We start from the raw sequence: 19,609 nt of genomic DNA, 5'->3' as shown, positions 1-19,609 counted from the left end.
CCGGATCATTGGTCCGGTCACTCGAACACCGATCCAGAGCCGATCGCGAAGGGGCCGCCGTGGCGGGACATGTCGAGGTCGACCGGCTGACCTACCTGCTGCCGGACGGGAGGCTGCTCCTGCACGAGGTGTCGTTCCGCGTCGGGGACGGGGTCAAGGCCGCTCTGGTGGGACCGAACGGCGCGGGCAAGACCACCCTGCTGCGGCTGATCGCCGGAGATCTGCGACCCGACGACGGCCGCGTGGTCTCCTCCGGCGGCCTCGGCGTGATGCGGCAGTTCATCGGCGGTCTCCGCGACGGCCGGAGCGTCCACGACCTGCTGCTGTCGGTGGCGCCGGAACGGGTCCGCGCCGGCGCGGCGGCCCTGGTCCGGGCGGAGACGGCGATCTCCGCCCGCGACGACGAGGAGACCCAGCTGGCCTACGCGCAGGCCGTCGCCGACCACGCCGACGCCGGCGGATACGACATGGAGGTCGTCTGGGACGTCTGCGCCACCGAGGCCATGGGCCTGCCCTACGACGCGGTCCGGGACCGCCCGGTGGCAACCCTGTCGGGCGGCGAGCAGAAACGCCTCGTCCTGGAGGCCCTGCTGCGCGGCCCGGACGAGGTCCTGCTGCTGGACGAGCCTGACAACTACCTGGACGTGCCCGGCAAGCAGTGGCTGGAGGCCCGGTTGCGGGCCACGGACAAGACCGTGCTGCTGGTCTCCCACGACCGCCGGCTCCTGGCGGAGGCCGCCGACCGCATCGTGACCGTGGAGGACCGGGGCGCCTGGATTCACGGCGGGGGCTTCGCCACCTACGCCAGGGCGCGCGAGGAGCGCATCGACCGGCTGGAGGAGCGGCGCCGCCGCTGGAACGAGGAGCACGCGAGGCTCAGGCGGCTGGTGGGCACCCTGCGGCAGACCGCGGCCGGCAACGACGCGGTCGCCTCGTCGTACCGGGCCGCGCGCACCCGGCTGAGCCGCTTCGAGGAGGCCGGCCCTCCGGAGCGTCCGCCCAGGGCGCAGAACGTGCGGATCCGGCTGCGTGGCGGCCGCACCGGCAAACGCGCCGTCGTCTGCGAGGACCTGGAGCTCACCGGCCTGATGCGGCCGTTCGGCACCGAGATCTGGTACGGCGAGCGCGTCGGGGTGCTCGGCTCCAACGGCTCGGGCAAGTCCGCCTTCCTGCGGCTGCTGGAGCAGGCCGCGGACGGCGCGGTGCCCGCGGTGCCGCACCGCGGCTCGGTGCGGCTCGGGGCACGGGTGGCGCCCGGCCTGTTCGTGCAGACCCACACCAGGCCGGACCTGCACGGGCGCACCCCGGCCGAACTGGTCATGGCCGGCCACGCGCTCACCCTGAACGACGCGATGGCCGCGCTGGCCCGCTACGAACTCGCCGCCGCCGGCGGCCAGCGGTTCGAGACCCTGTCGGGCGGCCAGCAGGCCCGGCTGCAGATCCTGCTTCTGGAACTGTCCGGCGCCACCCTGCTGCTGCTCGACGAGCCCACCGACAACCTGGACCTGGCCAGTGCCGAGGCGCTGCAGCAGGGCCTGGCCTCCTTCTCCGGCACCGTGCTGGCCGTCACCCACGACCGCTGGTTCGCCGCCGACCTAGACCGCTTCCTGGTCTTCGGCGCGGACGGGACCGTCTACGAGAGCGCCGAGCCGGTCTGGCACGAGGGCCGGGTCGAGCGCCCGCGCTGAGGCCGCGGACCGACATGCGACCTCGCGGAGACCGGCCGGGCCCGGAGCACCGGCCGCGTCGGCCGGGAAACGACGAGATCCCGCCCGATCAAACCGATCGGACGGGATCTCGTCAACCGCCTTCGGGCCATCTCGAGAACGGCCCTTCGGTGGAGCTATGGGGATTCGAACCCCAGACCTCCTCCATGCCATGGAGGCGCGCTACCAGCTGCGCCATAGCCCCTCGGTGCTCCGCCCGGCCTTCCGCCCGGCGGCACCAAGCCAGTGTATAGGACATCGGGCCGTAGGCCGTACTCGATAAGGCGCCGCCGGAACGGCGCGGCGCGACCCGGCGGCGCCTGATCGAGTACGGCGTGACGCCCGGCCGGCTCCGTGCCGCCGCGAGGAGCGGCACGGTTCAGTACGGCCCGGCGCGGCCCGGTACGGCCGGCCCGGCGCTCAGCCGAGGGTCACGGCCCGGCCGATCAGGTCGGCGAGCTCGCGCACGGAGACGTCCTCGGTGAGGGCGGCCAGCCGGGCGGCCTGCCGGGAGAGCTCCCCGGGGTCCGCCCCGGCGATCGGCTCGCGGGCGCGGAGGTACTCGGCGAACGCGGCCGCCACCACGTCCACCTGGAACCTCGGCGACGGCCCCTCCCACGGCGAGGCGGCCAGGTCGCCGGTCTCCACCGAGCGGCTGGTCTCGCCCGGGGCCCGGGTGTCGGGGTCCTGCCAGCGGACGGCGGCGGTGAGGAGCTGGCCGCCCGCCCCCTCGCGCAGCCGCACGTCGTACAGGGCCGTCACGGCGTGCCCGGGGCCGACCTCCCCGCCGTCCGCCGCGTCGTCGCGGAAGTCCTCGGCGGCGAGCCGGCGGTTCTCGTAGCCGACCAGCCGGTAGGACTCCACCGTCGAGGGGTTGAACACGACCTGTGCCTTGGCGTCGCGGGCCCGCAGGTCGAGGTTGGCGGCGAGCTGCTCGGCGAAGATCCGGCGGGCGTCGTCGGCCGTGCTGACGTAGACGGCGGCGCCGTCGCCGTTGTCGGCGAGCTGCTCCATGAGCTCGTCGCCGTACTCGCGGCCGACGCCGACGCACAGCAGGGTGATCCGCCGCCCGGCCTGCTCGGCCACCCGGTCCAGGATGCCCCGCCAGCTCGTCTCGCCGGTGTTGGCCAGGCCGTCGGAGAGCAGGATGACCCGGTTGGTCGCCGCGGGGCTGAAGCTCCGCGACGCCTCGGCGTAGCCGGCGGTCAGCCCGGACTCCAGGTTGGTGGTCCCCCGTACGGCCAGCCGGTCGACGGCGGCGTGCAGCCGGTCGCGGCCGCCCGCCGAGGTCATGGGGATGATCAGCTCGCCCTCTTCGCTGAAGGCGACGAGCGAGACCCGGTCCCCCGCCCCGAGCTGGTCGACGAGCGTGTGCAGGGCCTCGCGGACCAGGTCGAGCCTGCCGGGCTCGGCCATCGACCCGGAGACGTCGACCACGAAGGTCAGGTTCGCCGGGCGCCGGGCTCCCGCCTCCGCGCCGCGGGTCCGCAGTCCGACCCGGACCAGCGCGGCGCCGTTGCCCGGCACCCGGGCGCCGTCCACCTGGACGGTGAAGCCGTTGTCGGAGGGTTCCGGGTAGTCCTGCCGGAAGGAGTTGACGAACTCCTCGGGCCGGACCCGGGCCGCGTCCGGCCGCTGCCCCTCCTTCAGCAGCCGCCTGGCGTAGTCGTAGGACGCGGTGTCCACGTCGAGGGCGAAGGTGGAGATCTGCTCGGCGGTGGCGTCCCGCCGGCCGGAGGAGTCGTGCTCCTGGGAGACGGCCGGGGGCGCCTTCCCGGAGTCGCTCTCCGGGTGGGAGGCCGTGGGGGAATCCTGCCCCGTTCCGCCGCAGGCGGCGGCGAGCATCAGGAGGATCACGGCGAGGACGATGGCGAGCGGGCGCGGGTTCATGTCGCCTCCCTGGGGGGTACGCGTCACCTGTTACGACGGCCCCTGCCGCGTCCGCGCCGGACGCTTGACCCAAGCGAGTGCCAACCGTGCCCGGCGCGTGACCCGCGCGCCCGCCCGGCTTCCGAAATTCATAACGAATACCTGTATATCTGGAAAAAACAGACCATAAGATCTCTCACCATGCGTGTGTATCTCGGCCTGGCGGTCAGAAATCCGGGGGCGGCGATCCCTGAGGAGACGCTGCGCACCGTGCGGAACTCGATCGAGACCGCCTTCCCCGTCCCCCCCGAGGTCATCAGGGGCCGGGAGTGGCACCGTCCCGGGGTCTCGATGTTCGCCTGGACCAACGAGCCCGACGACTCCCGCAAGCCTTCCCTGCTGGTGACCGGGCCGGACCGGGTGACCGGGGTGAACGGCTACCTCGCCGCGCCCGGCGAGGTGGACCGGCTGGCCGGCGCGGCCCACCTGGACACCCAGGCGGTGAGCGGGTGCTTCGCGGTGTTCCGGGCGACCGCGGTAGAGCTGTCGGCCGCCACGGCGATCCACCGCGCGAGCCCCGTCTACTACGCGGAGACGCCCGACCTGCACATCGTCGGCAGCCGGGCGCTGCTGGTGCACCTCGCCGCCACGGGCGAGCGGGTCGAGTGGGACGTCCTCGCGCTGCAGTCGATGGTGCGCCAGGGTTACTTCCTGTCCGACGAGACCCCCTACCGCGGGGTGAGCGCGCTGCCCCCGGCCTCGGTCCTCACCGTCGCGGGCGGGCACCGTACGATCACCGGGAGCCGGCTGCCCACCGCCGGGCCCGCGCCCGTCTCGCGCAGGCAGAAGAAGGCGCTGGTGGAGGAGCTGGCCGACGCCCTGCTCGCGACCGTGGAGCCGCTGCGCGCGGCCGGTGAGCCGGTGAACCTGGCCCTGACCGGCGGCCGCGACAGCCGCCTTGTCGCGTCGGTGCTGCACGCGGCCGGCATCCCGCTGCGCGCCACCACCAACGGCCTGGACGCCCACCCCGACGTGATCATCGCCGGGCGGATCGCCCAGGCGCTCGGCATCGAGCACAAGGTCATCCCCCCGGCCCGCGCGGAGAAGAAGGACGCCATCGTCGTCGAGCACCCGCTGGCGCGGGCGTACGAGACGCTGCGGGCGTGCGAGGGCATGACGTCGGCCTACGAGTCGATCGTCGGCTACCTGCCCTACAACGCCAGGCCCACCATGTCGGGGCAGAGCGGGGAGATCCTGCGGGCGGGGGGGTTCCTTCTGCTGCAGTCCGACCTGAGCGCCGAGGCGCTCCGCCGCCGGATCGACACGACGTTCCTGCGGGAGAAGGCGCTGTTCCGCGAGGAGGCGAACGAGCACGCCCTCGGGCTGGCCCGCCCCTGGCGGGAGCGGCCGCCCCTGGAGGCGCTCGACCACATGTACATCGCCTACAAGGTCGGCCGCTGGCAGGCCGGGTCGCGCGCCGGGGCCCACCGCCGGGGCGACCCCGTCTGGCCGTTCCTCGACAACCGGGTGGTGCGGGCGGCGCTGGGCCTGGACCAGCTCTGGCGGTTGTCGGAGGAGGTCATCTACGAGCTCATCGGCCGGCTCGCGCCGCCGCTCCGGCGCATCCCGATCGAGGGCAAGGCGTGGCGGTTCACCGCGGGGAGGCGCTACTACCCCTGGCAGCGCAGGCCGCAGACGCTGTCGGCGCCGAAGACCGGCGGCGGCGGGTGGAACTGGCGGACGAGCCCCGGGGAGGAGCTGACCGGCCTGCTGCGCGACCACGTGCTCGGCCACCTCGACCTGCTGGAGCCGATCGTGAACCCCGACGCGGTACGCGCGCTGTTCGACGGTCCGGTGCTGAAGAAGCCCACCCAGGTCTGGCATCTCTACACCGTGGCCACGATGCTGTCCGGCGCCTACCCGGGCAAGGCCCCCGAGGGACTGGAACCGGTCACCATCCCGATTCCGTCCTGAGCCCGGCACGCCGTCCGCGGGCCCGCCGGGCCGGTCACTTAAAATCACCTCTGGACAACGAGGAGTTTTCCCACTTTATTGGTAGGGTATCTGAACCGGCTCAGGAGTCCGCGATGGCACTCATCCAGCCCGATCCCACCTTCTATCCGTCCGCCCGCGAGGCCATGCTCGCGCCCCGGGAGGAACTCGCCTACGTCGCCCTGCTCGACGCGGAGGGCGGCGGGCGCCCCGACGCGATCGCCACCGTCGACCTGTCCGACGGGTCGATCGCCGCCACACTCGACATGCCGGTCCCCGGCGACGAGCTCCACCACTTCGGCTGGAACGTGTGCAGCGCGGCCCTGTGCCCGTACGCGCCGCACCCGCACGTCGAGCGGCGCTACCTCGTCGTGCCGGGACTGCGCTCCAGCAGGATCCACATCCTCGACGTCGGGGACGACCCGAGGCGTCCCCGGATCGTCAAGACGATCGAGCCCGAGACGATCTTCGCCAGAACGGGCTACAGCCGCCCGCACACCGTCCACTGCGGCACCGACGCGATCTACGTCAGCGCCCTCGGCGACGTGAACGGCGACGCCCCCGGGGGGATCTTCACCCTCGACCACGACACCTTCGAGCCCCGGGACCGCTGGGAGGCCGACCGCGGCCCGCAGGAGCTGCACTACGACTTCTGGTGGCACCTCGGCCACGACACGATGGTCACCAGCGAGTGGGCGACCCCCAACCAGATCGAGCCGGGGCCGTCGCTGGAGATGCTGGCCGGCCGCCGGTACGGTCACCGGCTGCACGTCTGGGACCTGGTCAAGCGCCGGCACCTGCAGGAGATCGACCTGGGCGACGAACACCAGATGGCCCTGGAGCTGCGCCCCTCCCACGACCCGACGAAGACCCACGGCTTCGTCAACACGGTGATCAACGTCGAGGACCTGTCGGCGGCCGTCTTCACCTGGTATCTGGAGGACGACGTCTGGAAGGCCCGCAAGACCATCACGATCCCGGCCGAGCCCGCGCCCGCCGAGGCCCTCCCGGAGCCGCTCCGGCAGTTCGGCGCGGTCCCGCCGCTGGCCACCGACATCTCGCTGTCCCTCGACGACCGGATCCTGCTGGTCTCCTGCTGGGGCACGGGCGAGCTGCGGGCCTACGACGTCTCCGACCCGTTCGCGCCGCGCCAGACCGGCTCGGTACGGCTCGGCGGCATCGCCCGGCGCGCCGCCCACCCCGCCGATCCCGGCCGGGCGCTGAACGGCGGCCCGCAGATGGTCGAGACCAGCAGGGACGGCCGGCGCGTGTACTTCACCAACTCCCTCTACCGCTCCTGGGACGACGTCTTCTACCCCGACGGCGTCTCCAGCTGGATGGTCAGGGTGGACGTCGGCGAGGACGGCTCGCTCTCCCTCGACGAGTCGTTCCTCGTCGACTTCGCCGCCGACGGCCGGCGCGCCCACCAGATCCGGCTGCAGGGCGGCGACTCCTCCTCCGACTCCTACTGCTTCCCTTAGAAGCCGCTCCCCTCAGCACGGAGCCCCGGCCACCGGAGGAGATGGGCGGGCACCGCGGACACCGGGCCGGGCCCGCGGTCGCCGGGGAGAGACGGAGCGGACCCGACCGGCGCCCCGGGCATCGGGCCGGACCCACGCGAAGGGGGTGAGGCGAGCCGATGGACCTGACGTCCCTGCTCGTCCTGGCCGGGCTCGGCGCCTTCCACGGTCTGAACCCGGCGATGGGCTGGCTGTTCGCGGTCGCCCTCGGCCTGCAGGAGCGCTCGCGGGCGGCGGTGCTGCGGGCGCTGCCGCCCATCGTGCTCGGCCACGCGGGATCGGTGCTGGCCACGCTGACGCTGGTCTCGGCGGCCCGGCTGGCGGCCCCTCCCCGGCTCGTCACGTACGGCGTCGCGGCGCTGGTGGCCGGGTTCGGCGTCTGGCGGCTGCTGCGACGCCACCGCCACCGGCGGACGGGCATGCGGGTCAACGCCCGGCAGCTCGCCGGGTGGTCGTTCCTGATGTCCACCGCCCACGGCGCGGGACTGATGGTCGTCCCCGTCACCCTGCACGAGGGCGACGGGGCCGCCGCGCTGGCCTCGCAGAGCCTGGCCGCCACGGCGACCCACACGCTGGCCATGCTGGCCACGACCACCGTCGTGGCACTGATCGTCTACGACCGGCTGGGCGTGGCGGTGCTGCGCAGGGCGTGGTTCAACCTCGACCTCGCCTGGGCCGTCGCGCTCATCGGCGCCGGCGCCTTCGTGGCGCTTTCCTGAGCGAACGCCCTCGCCGCCGGGACCTTCCCCGGCCGGGACCGTACCCGGGCCCGGCCGGGGCGGGGCGGGGCGGGTGCGGCGCCCGTCAGTTCCGCCCGTCGGCCCGGCCGTCGGGGTGCTCGCGGTCGCCGGGGTGCTCCACGGTCCGGTCGGGCTCGTCCCCGGCGGCGACGGGGACACGGACGGTGATGCCACCGGGCACGACCTTGGCCTTCAGCTCGGTGACGGTGCCCTTGGCGCCCCCGTCCAGCTCGTACGACATCGGCGCGGCGAGCTTGACCCTGATCTTGCGGGCCCGGGTCATCCGGATGAAGGGGGACTCGTCGGACCGTCCGGCGCTCATCCGGCCGAGCACCCGCGCCCACTGGATGGGACCGCTGGCCGTGGTGACGCCGATCTCCAGCCACCCGTCGTCGGGCTTGGCGTCGTCGAACGCCTCGATGCCCCCGGTGATGGTGCCGACGTTGCCCAGCAGCAGGCAGCTCGCCTCCCCCTCGAACCAGGTGGTCTTGTCGAGCTTGACCTCCATGTGCACGAGCTCGCCGCGGACGTGCCGCAGGCCGGTCCAGAAGTAGGCCGCCCGGCCCAGCCGGTCCTTCAGCCCCCGGTCGGCGTCCTTGATCATCTCGGCGTCGAAGCCGAGACCGGCCATGACGGCGAAGTGCTCCCCGTTGACCTTGCCCAGGTCCAGCTTGCGGCTCTCCCCGTGGAAGGCGATCCGCACCGCCTCGGGGAGGTCCTCGGGGATGCCGAGGTTGCGCGCGAAGAGGTTGGCCGTACCCGCCGGGATGATCGCCATGGTGACGCCGGAGCCGGCGAGCACGTCCACGCAGCGCTGCACCATGCCGTCGCCGCCCCACACCACGACCAGGTCCACGTGGCCGTCCTTGAGGACCTTGCGGAGCTGCTTGGGCGCCTTCTTGCTCTTGGGCACCTCGTGCCAGAGCAGGTCCTCGACGCCCTCCTCGGCGAGGAGCCTGCGCAGCTCGTCCAGCCCTCCGCCCATCGTCTTCTTCTGGTGGGCGATCACCGCGACCGTGCCGGCCTTCCGATCCTGCCGCAGCATGGGAACCTCCGTAACCCCGTGTCGATCCCGACGACCGACCCAGCCGACGGCTTCCCTCCCCGGGAGGCGGCAAACGCGGCCGGCCTCCGCTCCCCCGTCGCCGGCCGCCCGCGCTAGGAGGAGCCGAGCAGCCGCTCCTCGGCGGCGACCCTGGCGTCGTAGGCGGAGCGCGCCGCGGCGATGTGGTTCTGGTGCTCCTCGGTCCAGACGACCAGCGTCTTGATCGCCTCATGCAGCGTCGCGCCGAGCGGGGTGAGCGCGTAGTCGACGCGCGGCGGCACCACGGGATGGACGGTCCGCTCCACGAGACCGTCGCGTTCCAGGTGGCGCAGCGTCACCGTCAGCATGCGCTGGCTGACGCCGTCGATCTCACGGCGGAGCTCGGTGAAGCGCATGGTCCTGCGGTCCAGGAGGGCGATGACGAGCAGCGACCACTTGTCGGCGATCCTGTCGAGGATCTGGCGGACCTCGCAGTCCGCCCGCGTGTCCCACTGCCACACGTCCTCCATGGTTTCGCAGAGGTAACCCGGTGCCTTCGAAGTGCCGTCTTCCATGCCTCCCCATGGTCACGGATGATTCTTTCGGTTACAAGAAGGAACCGACTCACTTTTCCATACCTGGGGACTCACCGTGTCTGCCACCGTCCGATCCACCGTCCAATCACCCCCGCTCGGCCGGATGACGCCGCGCGCCTGGGGCATGCTCCTCGTCCTGTGCGGCGCGATCTTCCTTGAGGGCATCAACGTCGCCATGCTCAGCGTCGCCCTGCCCGCGATCAGGGCCGACCTCGGCCTGTCCACCGGCGAACTGCAGTGGGTGATGAGCTCCTACGTACTCGGCTACGGCGGGTTCATGCTGCTGGGAGGCAGGGCCGCGGACCTGTTCGGGCGGCGCTCCATGTTCCTGTCCTGGCTCGCGGTCTTCATGGTGGTGTCCGCGCTCGGCGGCCTGGCGAGCGAGGGGTGGGCGCTCATCGCGGCCCGGTTCCTCGCGGGGGTCGCGGCCGCGGTCATGACGCCCGCCGGCCTGTCGATCATCACGACCGGCTTCGAGGAGGGCAGGCAGCGCAACCAGGCGCTCCTGGTCTACTCGGGCACCGCGGCCGGCGGGTTCTCGCTCGGGCTGGTGCTCGGCGGCCTGCTCGCCGAGGCCGACTGGCGGTGGGTGCTGTTCACGCCCGCCCTCCTCTCACTGGTCATCCTCGTGGCGGCGGTGCCGCTGATCCCGAAGTCCGGCCCGCGGCGGCCCGCGGGGCGGCGGATGGACCTGGCGGGCGCGGTCACCGTCACCGGCGCCATCATGCTGCTGGTCGGCGGCATCGAGCGCGCCACCCACGTGGACGCCGGCGTGACGGCGGCGACGATCTCCGTGGCACTCGCGCTGTTCGCCGCCTTCGTGGTGATCGAGCGCAGGTCGCCCCACCCCCTGGTACGGCTCGGCATCCTCCGCTCGGGGCCGCTGCTGCGCGCCAACGTGATGGGCCTGCTCTTCTCGGCCGGATTCTTCGGCTTCCAGTTCGTCGCGGTGCTCTACCTGCAGGAACTGCGCGGCTGGTCCTCGCTGGAGACGAGCCTGGCCATGCTCGCCGTCGGCGCCGACGCGATCCTCGCACCGACCCTGACGCCCAGGCTGGTGAACCGCTTCGGCAACGCCAGGGTCATCCTGTGCGGCCTGCTGCTGGCCGTCCTGTCGTACGCGCTGTTCCTGCCCGTCGGCATGGACTGGACCTACGCCGCCATGTTCCCCACGATGATCATCCTCGGGATGGCGTTCGCCCTCGCCTACGGCCCGCTGACGATCGCCGCCACCGACGGCGTCGACGAGAGCGAGCAGGGGCTCGCGGGCGGGCTCCTCTACACCTCCTTCCAGTTCGGCGCCGCGCTCGGCCTGGCCGCCACCACCGCCGTCATCGTCAGCTCGCGGGACCTCGCCGACGGCTACCGGCCCGCCCTCGCCGTGCCGCTCGTCGCGGCGGTCCTGGCCGCGGTGATCAGCGCCTTCGGGCTCCGGAAGGGAAGCTCCCGATGACCGCCGTCTTCGCCGACATCGAGCAGGAGTTCAACGCCTTCGTCGGCTCGGCCGTCTACGCCACCATGGTCACCGTCGACGCCGCCCACCTGGCGGGGAACCCGAACACGAGCTTCTCCTAAGTCCCGGCAGGGGCCGGACGGTTCCCTAGCGACCCAAGCGACCCAAGCGGACCGGACGACTCAAGCGGACCGGACGACTCAAGCGAATCCCAAGTGAATCCCAAGCGGTGATCACGATCATGGTCCCTTCGCATGTGAAGAAAGGGACCCCAATGAGAAGGACAGCGTTGCTGCTGAGCGCCCTGCTGCTCGGTGGGCTGCTGGCCGCACCTCCCGCGCTCGCCTCTCCCGCCGTCCGGGCCACGCCCGCCAAGACCGTACCCGCCGCCGCACCCGCCCGGGCCGTGTCCGCCGTCAAGGCGGCCGTGGCCCGGGTCGGGGCGAGCCCCGCCAAGCGGTCGGGCGACTGTCCCACCACGGTCGGGTTCTCGGCCGTGGTGACGGCCAAGGGCCGGGGAACCGTCCGCTACCGGTGGGTGCGCAGCGACGGCGGCAAGGGAGCCGTCAAGAGCCTGCGTGTCAACGGCGCGCGCAGAGCGGTCGTGCGGGATCGCCAGACCTACGACCGCACCACCTCCGGCTGGCAGGCCGTCGAGATCCTCGGCAGGAAGGGCCTGTCCGCCAAGGCCCGGTTCCGCGTCACCTGCGCGGGTCCCGCCAAGGTATGGGACGTCGCCGATCCGCTGCCGGCCCGGCCCGGCGAGCCGCTGACCGTCGCGGCCGCCCTCGACGTCCGCCCGCCGGTCCACAACGGCGCCTGCCCCGCGACCGTGACCTTCACGGCCACCATCCAGGTGTCGCGCACCCCGGCCAGGGTCGGCTACCAGTGGATCGACAGCGCCACCGGCGAGTCCCGGCCGGAGTCGATGTACTTCGCCGCCGGCGGGCCCCGCAGCCGGCAGGTCGGTCTGCCGCTCGGGGTGGGCAGCTCCACCAGCGGCTGGAAGGCCGTCCACATCCTCAACCCCGACGGCCACGACTCGGGGCGCGCCGCCTACGCGGTGACCTGCAGGACCACCCCGCAGTCGCCTCCGCCGTCGGCCACCCCCACTTCGACCCCCACTTCGACCCCCACCGGGCCGCCGGCGGGGAAGCCGGAGCCGTGGATCGTCGACGTCACCCCCGGCGACTACGAGGGAGACTGCACCGAGCCGCTCGCCTACCAGGCCGCCGGACGCGTCACCCTTCCGGCGGGCCCCGCGAGGCAGGTCACCTACTGGTGGATCCTCGACGGCACCGCCTGGCAGCACCAGGTCCTCGACTTCCCGGCCGGTGACCGGCCCCGGTCCCAGGACGTCTCCGCCGTCTGGAGCCTCGGCCCCGGCGCCGACGGCGGCCACACGATCGGCCTCATGACGGAGGGCGGCCCGGCCGGACCCGCCGAGCGCCGGTTCACCGTCGCCTGCGCCGCGGAAACCGAGAGGGCCGAGCTGACCGTCCGCTATCTGCTGACCCCTCTCTTCAGGGGTGACTGCGACGGTTCCTTCGGCGCCAGGGCGGACGCGCTGGTCATGACGGACCGGGAGACCGAGATCAGGTATCGCTTCGTCGTCGACGGCAAGCCCGGTCCGGCCAGGAGCGAGCACCTCAGGCCCGGCGTCACCCAGTCGATCGGCGACTTCTGGTACAGCTCCGCCAGGACCAGCGGCACCGGCGTCGTGCGTCTGGAGGTGCTGAACCACAACAAGCCGGTCAAGCAGGGGGCCTACAGCTGGACGTGCGTTCCGACGGACCCCTCCCCGGGAACCGTGCGCATCAACGAGCTCACACCGGTCGCCTACTACGGTGACTGCGTCGCCGCGCCGTACGTGACCGCTTACGGCGGGTTCGCGGCGGCCCCCGGGACGCAGATCACCTACCGCTGGGTGATCGACGGGGAGCCGCAGGCGTCCAGAACGCTCACCGTGGAGGGCGGCGGAGTCGTGCAGTTGCAGTCGGCCCACTGGAGCCGCAACTCGAAGACCGGCGGAACCGTCGGCCTTGAGGTGCTGAACCACAACAGGCCGGTCGCCCAGGCCGCCTATCCGGTGACCTGCCAGAGCTGACCTGACGCGCCGGCTGAGCCGCACCGGTCTTCACGGGATCCTCGCGGGATCCTCGCGGGATCCTCGCGGGATCTTCCCGGGATCCTCGCGGGATCCTCGCGGGATCTTCCCGGGATCCTCGCGGGATCCTCGCGAACCGGTGCGGCTCACTCCGGCGGACGGTCGCGCTCCGGCCGCTTCCCACCCCCACCACCGCCCCCTGGGTCCGGATCCGGATCCGGCGGCCGGTGGAGGGCCGCGGGGCGGGTCAGGGGGAGAGTGCGCAGCGGAAGCCGCTGTGCCCGGTGGAGGAGTCCGGTGTGTTGCCGGTCCGCGCGGCCACCCGGTAGCGGTTGCAGTAGGACTCGTGGCACATGTGGGAGCCGCCGCGGATCACGCGTGCCGCGCCGGTCGGCGGGCCCTGCGGGTCCACCCGGGTGAGCGCGGACTCCGCGACGTGCCAGTCGGTGCTCCACCGGTCCAGGCACCACTCCCAGACGTTGCCCGAGGTGTTGTAGAGGCCGTACCCGTTCGGCGCGAAGGACTTGACCGGCGCGGTGCCGACGTACCCGTCGGCTCCGGTGTTCGAGTGCGGGAACGTGCCCTGCCATATGTTGCACCGGTGCCGCCCGTGCGGCGTCAGCTCGTCGCCCCAGGGGTAACGGGCCTGGACGAGCCCGCCGCGCGCCGCCATCTCCCACTCGGCCTCGGTCGGCAGCCGCTTGCCCGCCCAGACCGCGTAGGCGGCCGCGTCGTTCCAGGAGACATGGACGACCGGGTGGTTCTGCCGCGACGTGACGTCCGATCCGGGGCCTTCCGGGTGACGCCAGTCGGCGCCCGCCACCGCCACCCACCAGGGGGCGCCCGGGACGGTGCCGTCGATGACGTGGCGCGGGTCGGCGAAGTGCCGGAAGACGAACGACCAGCCGTACCGTTCGGCGTCGGTCCGGTAGCCGGTGGCCTTGGCGAAGGTCGCGAACTTGGCGTTGGTCACGCACACCGGGTCGATGAGGAACGGCGACAACGTCACCTCCCGCACCGGTCCCTCACCGTCCGCCGCCCACCCGTCGGGGTCCTCGCCGCCCATGAGGAAGGCGCCGCCCGGGATGGCCACCATGCCGCCGGCGTTCGCGCGCCGCGCGGGGGCGGAGGCGGGGATGGAGCGTTCCCGGGCGGGATCCCGGGCGGGCGCGCAGCAGGCGTCCGCCATCAGCCGCTCGCCGCGTTCCGGTAGAGGTCGGCGGTGAAGTAGGTCCCGGGGTCGGGCGACTCCGTGATCTTGCCCATGCCGACGAAGACGTCGGCCAGGTTCTTGTACCAGCCGCCCACCGTTCCGTCACCCGCGAGCTTGACCAGCTCGGAGGTCGGAAGGATCCTGGTGACCGCCGACGCGCCCTTGAACTGCTCGGCGGGCGCCTTCAGGAAGGCCGCGGTGAGCTGTTCGGCCTCGGCGGTGTGCGCGGCGATCCAGTCGTCGGCCTCCTGGATCACCTTGATGACCTTGGTGGTCGTCGCGGGGTCGTCCTTGACGATCTCGTTGCGGGCGACGAACGAGCTGGGGAAGCTGACCTGGGGGTAGAAGTCCTCGCTCTCGGTCAGCTCGACCAGGTCGGGGACGTTCTTCTTGATGGTGCCGATCAGCGGGTACCAGATGGCCGCCGCGTCGACCTGCTTGGCGGAGAACGCCGTGACCACGGTGCTCGGGTCCATGTTGACCTTCTGCACGTCCTTGACGGTCAGTCCGGCCTGCTTGAGGGCCAGTTGCAGGATCATGTCGCCGGAGGTGCCCTCGGGCACCCCGATCTTCTTGCCCTTCAGGTCGGCGATCCCCTTGACGCCCGAGCCGGCGTGAGTGATCACTCTGTCGGCTATGCCGAGCATGTTCGGGGCGATGATCTTCGCCTTGCCGCTGGCCGGCAGCCAGGCCGCGCCGGAGCCGATGTAGCCGAAGTCGAGGTCGCCCGAGCCGAGCGCCTGGACCTGCAGCGGGCCGTTGGTGAAGACCTTCAGCTCCGGCTTGAGGCCGTGCTTGGCCCACAGGCCCTGTTTGTCGGCGACGGCCAGGACGGCCGCGCCGGAGAAGTCGGCGATGTAGCCGAACCGCACCGCCTTGGCGCCGTCCTCGTCGCCTGAGGAGCAGCCGGTCAGGGGAAGCAGGAGGACCAGAGCGGCGGCGGCCACCCGGAGGGGGAACTTCATCGGGGCGATCCTTCGAGTGTGGTGGGCTGGTGGTAGACGGCGTGCCAGACCTGCCGGCGCAGCTCGGCGAACTCGGGTGACAGCCTGATCTCCTCCGAGCGGGGGTACGGCAGGCCGACGTCGATGACCTGGTGGACACGGCCCGGCCGGGCGGCCATGACGATCACCCGGTTGGCCAGGTAGACGGCCTCGTCCACGTCGTGGGTGATGAACATGACCGTGCGCCGTTCCCGGCTCCAGGTGTCCAGGAGCCGGTCCTGGAGCTGGACCCTGGTCAGCGCGTCGAGGGCGCCGAAGGGCTCGTCCATCAGCAGGACGGTGGGGTCGACGGCGTAGGCGCGGGCGATGGCGCAGCGCTGCTTCATCCCGCCGGACAGCGTCCTGGGCAGCGCGTCGGCGAAGTCGGTGAGACCGACCAGGTCGATGAAGTGCTGGGCCCTCGCCCGCCGTTCGGCCTGACCGACCCCGGCGATCTTCAAGCCGAACTCGACGTTCTTGCGGACGCTCATCCAGGGGAAGAGCGCGTACTGCTGGAAGATCACTCCTCGCTGCGGGCTGGGCCCGTGCACAGCGGCGCCGTCCACCAGGACCTCGCCCCCGGTCGGGGTCAGCAGTCCGGCGGCCGCGTTCATCAGGGTGCTCTTGCCGCATCCCGACGGGCCGACCACTGTGACGAACTCGCCCTCGGCGATCGACAGGTCGACGTCGTCGAGTGCGGCGAAGTCGCCGTCACCGAGTTCGAAGCGATGCGAGAGCCCGCGAAACTCGATCTTGGGAGTCACTGTGCTCACCTCCGTTCCTGCCAGCCGGTCAGGCGTCGCTCGGCCAGCAGCAGGGCGCGGTCCATGAGCAGGCCGACGAGGCCGATGACGATCAGTTGGACGAAGATCGTGGAGAGGTCGTAGTACAGCTGTGCCTGCTGCATCCGGTAGCCGAGCCCTTCCTGGGCGGCGATGAGCTCGGCGGCGACGACCGTGGCCCAGGAGGCGCCGAGGCCGATCCGCATGCCGACCAGGATGAAGGGGGTGGAGGCCGGGACGACCACGCCGGTGAAGACGGTGCGGTCCTTCGCGCCGAGCACCCGGGCCGCGTTGATCAGCGTGTTGTCGACCGAGACCACGCCCTGGAAGGTCGAGACGACCGAGGACAGGAACGAGGCCAGGAAGATGACGAAGACCTTGGGCGTCTCGCCGATGCCCAGCAGGACGATGGCCAGCGGGATGATCGCCAGCGGCGGGACCATGCGGAAGAACTGCAGCCACGGCTCGACCAGGCCGCGGATCGCCGGATACCACCCCATGAGGAAACCGACGGGTACGGCGAGCGCCACGCCGAGCACGAAGCCGGTCAGCACTCTGCGGAGGCTGGCGAGCAGGTCGAGGGGGAGCGTCCCGTCGCCGACCAGCGTGCCGAAGCGCTCGACGACCGACAGCGGGCCGGGGAAACCCTGGATGCCGCTGTTGGCGAGCAGCGTCCAGACCAGCAGGCCGAGCACGCCCGAGCCGATGGTGAGCGGCAGGGCCGACCTCTTTCCGGTTCTCTTCCCGGACGTCTTCGCGGATCTCTTCCCGGGTGTCTTCACCGGCGTCTTCACGGGCGTCTCCGCGGACGTCTCCGTGAGCCGCCTCACGGCACGACCTCGTCCGCGACGCCGTCCACGTCGGCGGCGCGGTCGCCGCCGATGTCGGCCATGTAGCTCATCCAGGTGTAGGCGGGGTCGCCCCGGCGCTGGAGTTCCCGGTAGAGCCGGAGGGTGAGGTCCCGGCGCACTCCCGCGTAGGCCGGGACGGTGTAGACGTTGTTGAGCTCGTGCGGGTCGCTTTCCAGGTCGTAGAGCTCGTGAACGCTCTCGGGGTTGAAGACGAACTTGTGCCGCCGGTCCCTGATCATGCGCTGGGAGTAGGGGAAGTGGTGGCCGTGGAACTCGGTGACGACCTGGTCGCGGCCTTCGGCCGCCTCGCCCCTGATCAGCGGCAGCAGGCTCTCGCCGTCGCACGGCGACCGCGGGGGGAGCCCGGCCAGTTCGAGGATCGTCGGGTTGAGGTCGATGAGCGTGACGAAGTCGTCGACGACGCGGGGAGCCGCGCCGGGTACGCGCACGATGCCGGGGATGCGGTAGATGTCCTCGTACATCGCCGGCCCCTTGTCGTTGAGGCGGTGGGAGCCGGTGAACTCACCGTGGTCGGCGGTGAACACCACCGTGGTCTCGTCCCACAGGCCCAGCTCGCGCAGGCGGGTCAGCAGCCGGCCTATCTGGTCGTCGATCATCGTGACGTAGCCCCAGTACACCGCGATCAGCTTGCGCCAGGCGTCGGCGTCGAAGTGGTCGGCCGACCAGTACTCGGCGTAGCGGCGCTGCACCTCGGGCTTGCCGTGGAAGGTCTCGGCCATCGAGGCGGGCAGCGGGACCAGCGACGGGTCGTACATGTCGTAGTAGTGGTCGGGGATCAGATAGGGCAGGTGCGGGCCGTACCAGTGGCAGGAGAGCATGAACGGCTTCCCGCCGTCGTGGAAGTCGCGGGCGTAGCGGTCCAGGAGCTCGACGGTCCGGTCGGTGAGGAAGGTCTCGACGGTGGCCTCGGCCGGCTGCCGGAGCCGCCCGGCGATCAGGTGGCCGCGGCCGGAGTCGTTGGGGGCCTTGCCGAAGACCGCCTCGCGCACCGCGAAGGGCGGGTGGTCGTTCTCCTTCAGCCACCGCTCGTAGGACGGGTGGTGGAAGGGGTTCAGCGCGCCCGGCAGATGCTCGCCGTCCATGGCGTAGAACTCCGGGCCGCGGTTCCGCCCGATGTGCCACTTGCCCACGTGGCCCAGGTTGTATCCGGCCTCCAGCAGGGGCCCCGGCAGGACCGGGTGCTCGTCGGCCACCTCGTCGCGGGCGCCGCCGTTGCGCTCGGGGTTGACCAGCAGGCCGTGCCTGAACGGGTGCAGGCCGGTGAAAAGGGACGCCCGGGCGGGGGTGCAGATCGCGGTCGGGGTGTAGAAGCGGTCGAACCGAGCACCCTCCGCGGCCAGGCCGTCCAGCGCCGGGGTGCGCACCACCGGGTTGCCGTAGCAGCCCAGGGTGTCGGTGCGGTGCTGGTCGGTCATGAGGAACAGGACGTTGCGTGGGGTACTCAAGCTCACCCTCCGGTCAATTTTTTCCTGAGGCTTGACGTTAATTGGCGGAGAGGTGAACCACAAGAGGCGGGAGAGAGATCTTTTTGTCAGCCGACCGTCGGACGCAGGTGCTCGGCGATGACCGGCTCCTCGTGCAGCATCAGCGCGATCGCGCCCAGGGCCGAGGCGCTCGGCCCCAGGTCGCCCGGGACCACGTCGATCCTGCGCGGCGAGTTGGGCAGCGACAGGGACGCGACGGCGCCGCGGACCGGGTCCAGCACCAGGCTGCCGAGGGCGGACAGCTCGCCGCCCAGGACCACCCGCTCCGGGTCGAGCTGCACCACGGTGTCGGCCAGGACCCTCCCGAGGTCGCCCGCGGCGGTGGAGACCACCTGGCAGACCTCGGGCACGCGGTCCTGGGCCGCGGTGACCAGCTCGGCGAGGCCGGGTAACGTCACGCCGCGGGCGGCGCAGGCCTCCAGCAGCGCGGGACCGCCGATGCGGCCCTCCAGGCAGCCGCGGCCGCCGCAGTGACAGGGCGGCCCGTCCGGGTCCAGGGAGACGTGGCCGAGCTCCCCGGCCGCGCCGTGCGCGCCGCGCACCAGCCGGCCGCCGAGGATGTAGCCCCCGCCGACGCCGACCGACCACCGCACGTAGACCACGTTGTCGACGGATCTCGCCGCACCCCAGGTGCGTTCCGCCAGCGCCGCCAGCCTCGCGTTGTTGTCGACCGCCACCCGGACCCCGAACTCCCGCTCCAGGCGTGCGGCGATGGGAGAGTAGCGGGCCGGCACCAGGCCCAGCGGCACGGCCGGGTCGTCCACGACGCCGACGATCCCCAGCCCGATCGCCTCCAGCGCGCCCAGGCGCACGCCGCGCTCCAGGGCCACCCGCCGGACCAGGGAGACGGCGATCTCGGCCTGCGCGTCGAGGTCGCTCTCCCCCGGCAGGTCCGTCGCGTCGGTGGCGACGATCTGGTGGGAGACGTTGGCGACGGCGACGCGGACCTGCTGCCGGGCGAGTTCCAGCCCGATGAGCTGGCCGGCCTCGGGGTTGAGCCTGACCCGTGCCGCCGGCCGGCCACGGCCCCGCGGGCCGGCCTCCGGGTCGCGGGTCTCGACGATCGCCCCCTGCTCGACCATGTCCGAGATGATCGCGAACAGGGTGGTCCGGGACAGGCCGGTGCGCGCCATCAGCTCCGCCCGGCTCAGCGCGCCGCCCGTCCGGAGGTTGTCGAGCACCGCCTCCTCGTGAACTCGTCGGAGGCGCTGCAACGCGTCGGCGGGCCTGCTCATGCCCGCATGATGACAGTCCGGTCAATTTTTGTC

16 protein-coding genes and 1 tRNA gene are annotated in these 19,609 nt (G+C 72.2%); 7 read left to right on the top strand and 10 right to left on the bottom strand.

Going from position 1 to position 19,609, the window contains the following annotated elements; all coding sequences use genetic code 11:
• The first annotated feature begins 59 nt into the window (after positions 1 to 59).
• The gene (locus tag ACZ6W9_RS32875) at positions 60 to 1,688 is read left to right on the top strand and encodes an ATP-binding cassette domain-containing protein (protein ID WP_389969032.1); all 1,629 of its coding nucleotides are present in this window, start codon (positions 60 to 62) and stop codon (positions 1,686 to 1,688) included.
• Positions 1,689 to 1,838: 150 nt separating this feature from the next.
• Here the strand turns inward: ACZ6W9_RS32875 and ACZ6W9_RS32870 are convergent.
• Positions 1,839 to 1,911 (bottom strand) — tRNA-Ala (locus tag ACZ6W9_RS32870).
• A gap of 215 nt (positions 1,912 to 2,126) precedes the next feature.
• Positions 2,127 to 3,596 carry a vWA domain-containing protein gene (locus ACZ6W9_RS32865; RefSeq protein ID WP_389969030.1) on the bottom strand — a complete coding sequence of 490 codons (1,470 nt, stop codon included), beginning with the start codon at positions 3,594 to 3,596 and terminating at the stop codon, positions 2,127 to 2,129.
• A gap of 180 nt (positions 3,597 to 3,776) precedes the next feature.
• Here ACZ6W9_RS32865 and ACZ6W9_RS32860 point away from each other — a divergent pair, with 180 nt between their 5' ends.
• From ACZ6W9_RS32860 to ACZ6W9_RS32850, 3 genes are all read left to right on the top strand, one after another.
• The gene (locus ACZ6W9_RS32860) at positions 3,777 to 5,549 is read left to right on the top strand and encodes an asparagine synthase-related protein (protein WP_470121245.1); all 1,773 of its coding nucleotides are present in this window, start codon (positions 3,777 to 3,779) and stop codon (positions 5,547 to 5,549) included.
• Between the two features lie 113 nt (positions 5,550 to 5,662).
• Positions 5,663 to 7,048, top strand: a complete 1,386-nt coding sequence (locus tag ACZ6W9_RS32855; protein ID WP_389969026.1) for a selenium-binding protein SBP56-related protein — start codon at positions 5,663 to 5,665, stop codon at positions 7,046 to 7,048.
• Positions 7,049 to 7,206: 158 nt separating this feature from the next.
• Positions 7,207 to 7,806 carry a hypothetical protein gene (locus ACZ6W9_RS32850; RefSeq protein WP_470121243.1) on the top strand — a complete coding sequence of 200 codons (600 nt, stop codon included), beginning with the start codon at positions 7,207 to 7,209 and terminating at the stop codon, positions 7,804 to 7,806.
• A gap of 85 nt (positions 7,807 to 7,891) precedes the next feature.
• On the opposite strand, the gene ACZ6W9_RS32845 is transcribed toward ACZ6W9_RS32850, so the two are convergent.
• Together ACZ6W9_RS32845 and ACZ6W9_RS32840 are read right to left on the bottom strand one after the other, a co-directional pair.
• A complete protein-coding gene (locus ACZ6W9_RS32845; protein ID WP_470121241.1) occupies positions 7,892 to 8,872 on the bottom strand; it encodes a diacylglycerol/lipid kinase family protein in 981 nt (326 codons plus the stop codon).
• 113 nt (positions 8,873 to 8,985) lie between these two features.
• Positions 8,986 to 9,426, bottom strand: coding sequence for a winged helix-turn-helix transcriptional regulator (locus ACZ6W9_RS32840; protein ID WP_389969020.1), 441 nt, complete (start codon positions 9,424 to 9,426; stop codon positions 8,986 to 8,988).
• A 76-nt stretch (positions 9,427 to 9,502) separates the two neighbouring features.
• On the opposite strand from ACZ6W9_RS32840, the gene ACZ6W9_RS32835 reads away from it, so the two are divergent.
• The 3 genes from ACZ6W9_RS32835 (at position 9,503) to ACZ6W9_RS32825 (ending at position 13,007) form a co-directional block, all read left to right on the top strand.
• Positions 9,503 to 10,900 (top strand): MFS transporter, encoded by a 1,398-nt coding sequence (locus ACZ6W9_RS32835; RefSeq protein WP_470121240.1) that lies wholly within the window; start codon positions 9,503 to 9,505, stop codon positions 10,898 to 10,900.
• A complete protein-coding gene (locus tag ACZ6W9_RS32830; RefSeq protein WP_389969016.1) occupies positions 10,897 to 11,022 on the top strand; it encodes a hypothetical protein in 126 nt (41 codons plus the stop codon). Before ACZ6W9_RS32835 ends, ACZ6W9_RS32830 begins: the two co-directional genes overlap by 4 nt.
• 152 nt (positions 11,023 to 11,174) lie before the next feature.
• Positions 11,175 to 13,007, top strand: a complete 1,833-nt coding sequence (locus ACZ6W9_RS32825; protein ID WP_470121238.1) for a hypothetical protein — start codon at positions 11,175 to 11,177, stop codon at positions 13,005 to 13,007.
• 247 nt (positions 13,008 to 13,254) lie between these two features.
• On the opposite strand, the gene ACZ6W9_RS32820 is transcribed toward ACZ6W9_RS32825, so the two are convergent.
• The 6 genes from ACZ6W9_RS32820 to ACZ6W9_RS32795 all read right to left on the bottom strand — a co-directional run bounded on the left by ACZ6W9_RS32820 (position 13,255) and on the right by ACZ6W9_RS32795 (position 19,576).
• Positions 13,255 to 14,196 (bottom strand): formylglycine-generating enzyme family protein, encoded by a 942-nt coding sequence (locus ACZ6W9_RS32820; RefSeq protein ID WP_470121236.1) that lies wholly within the window; start codon positions 14,194 to 14,196, stop codon positions 13,255 to 13,257.
• Positions 14,196 to 15,185, bottom strand: a complete 990-nt coding sequence (locus ACZ6W9_RS32815) for an aliphatic sulfonate ABC transporter substrate-binding protein (protein ID WP_389969010.1) — start codon at positions 15,183 to 15,185, stop codon at positions 14,196 to 14,198. Before ACZ6W9_RS32815 ends, ACZ6W9_RS32820 begins: the two co-directional genes overlap by 1 nt.
• On the bottom strand, positions 15,182 to 15,967 hold the full coding sequence (locus ACZ6W9_RS32810; RefSeq protein ID WP_389969119.1) for an ABC transporter ATP-binding protein: 786 nt from the start codon (positions 15,965 to 15,967) through the stop codon (positions 15,182 to 15,184). Before ACZ6W9_RS32810 ends, ACZ6W9_RS32815 begins: the two co-directional genes overlap by 4 nt.
• A gap of 5 nt (positions 15,968 to 15,972) precedes the next feature.
• Entirely contained in the window at positions 15,973 to 16,779 is an 807-nt protein-coding gene (locus tag ACZ6W9_RS32805; RefSeq protein ID WP_389969008.1) for an ABC transporter permease, read from the bottom strand.
• Between the two features lie 32 nt (positions 16,780 to 16,811).
• Positions 16,812 to 18,302, bottom strand: coding sequence for a sulfatase-like hydrolase/transferase (locus ACZ6W9_RS32800; RefSeq protein ID WP_470121234.1), 1,491 nt, complete (start codon positions 18,300 to 18,302; stop codon positions 16,812 to 16,814).
• 86 nt (positions 18,303 to 18,388) lie between these two features.
• Entirely contained in the window at positions 18,389 to 19,576 is a 1,188-nt protein-coding gene (locus ACZ6W9_RS32795; protein WP_389969004.1) for an ROK family transcriptional regulator, read from the bottom strand.
• Between the last annotated feature and the right edge of the window lie 33 nt (positions 19,577 to 19,609).

It is taken from the genome of Streptosporangium sp. NPDC053982 (assembly GCF_055585205.1).
Note: the sequence above shows the minus strand (reverse complement) of the source record. Positions and strands in the feature narration are given on the sequence as shown.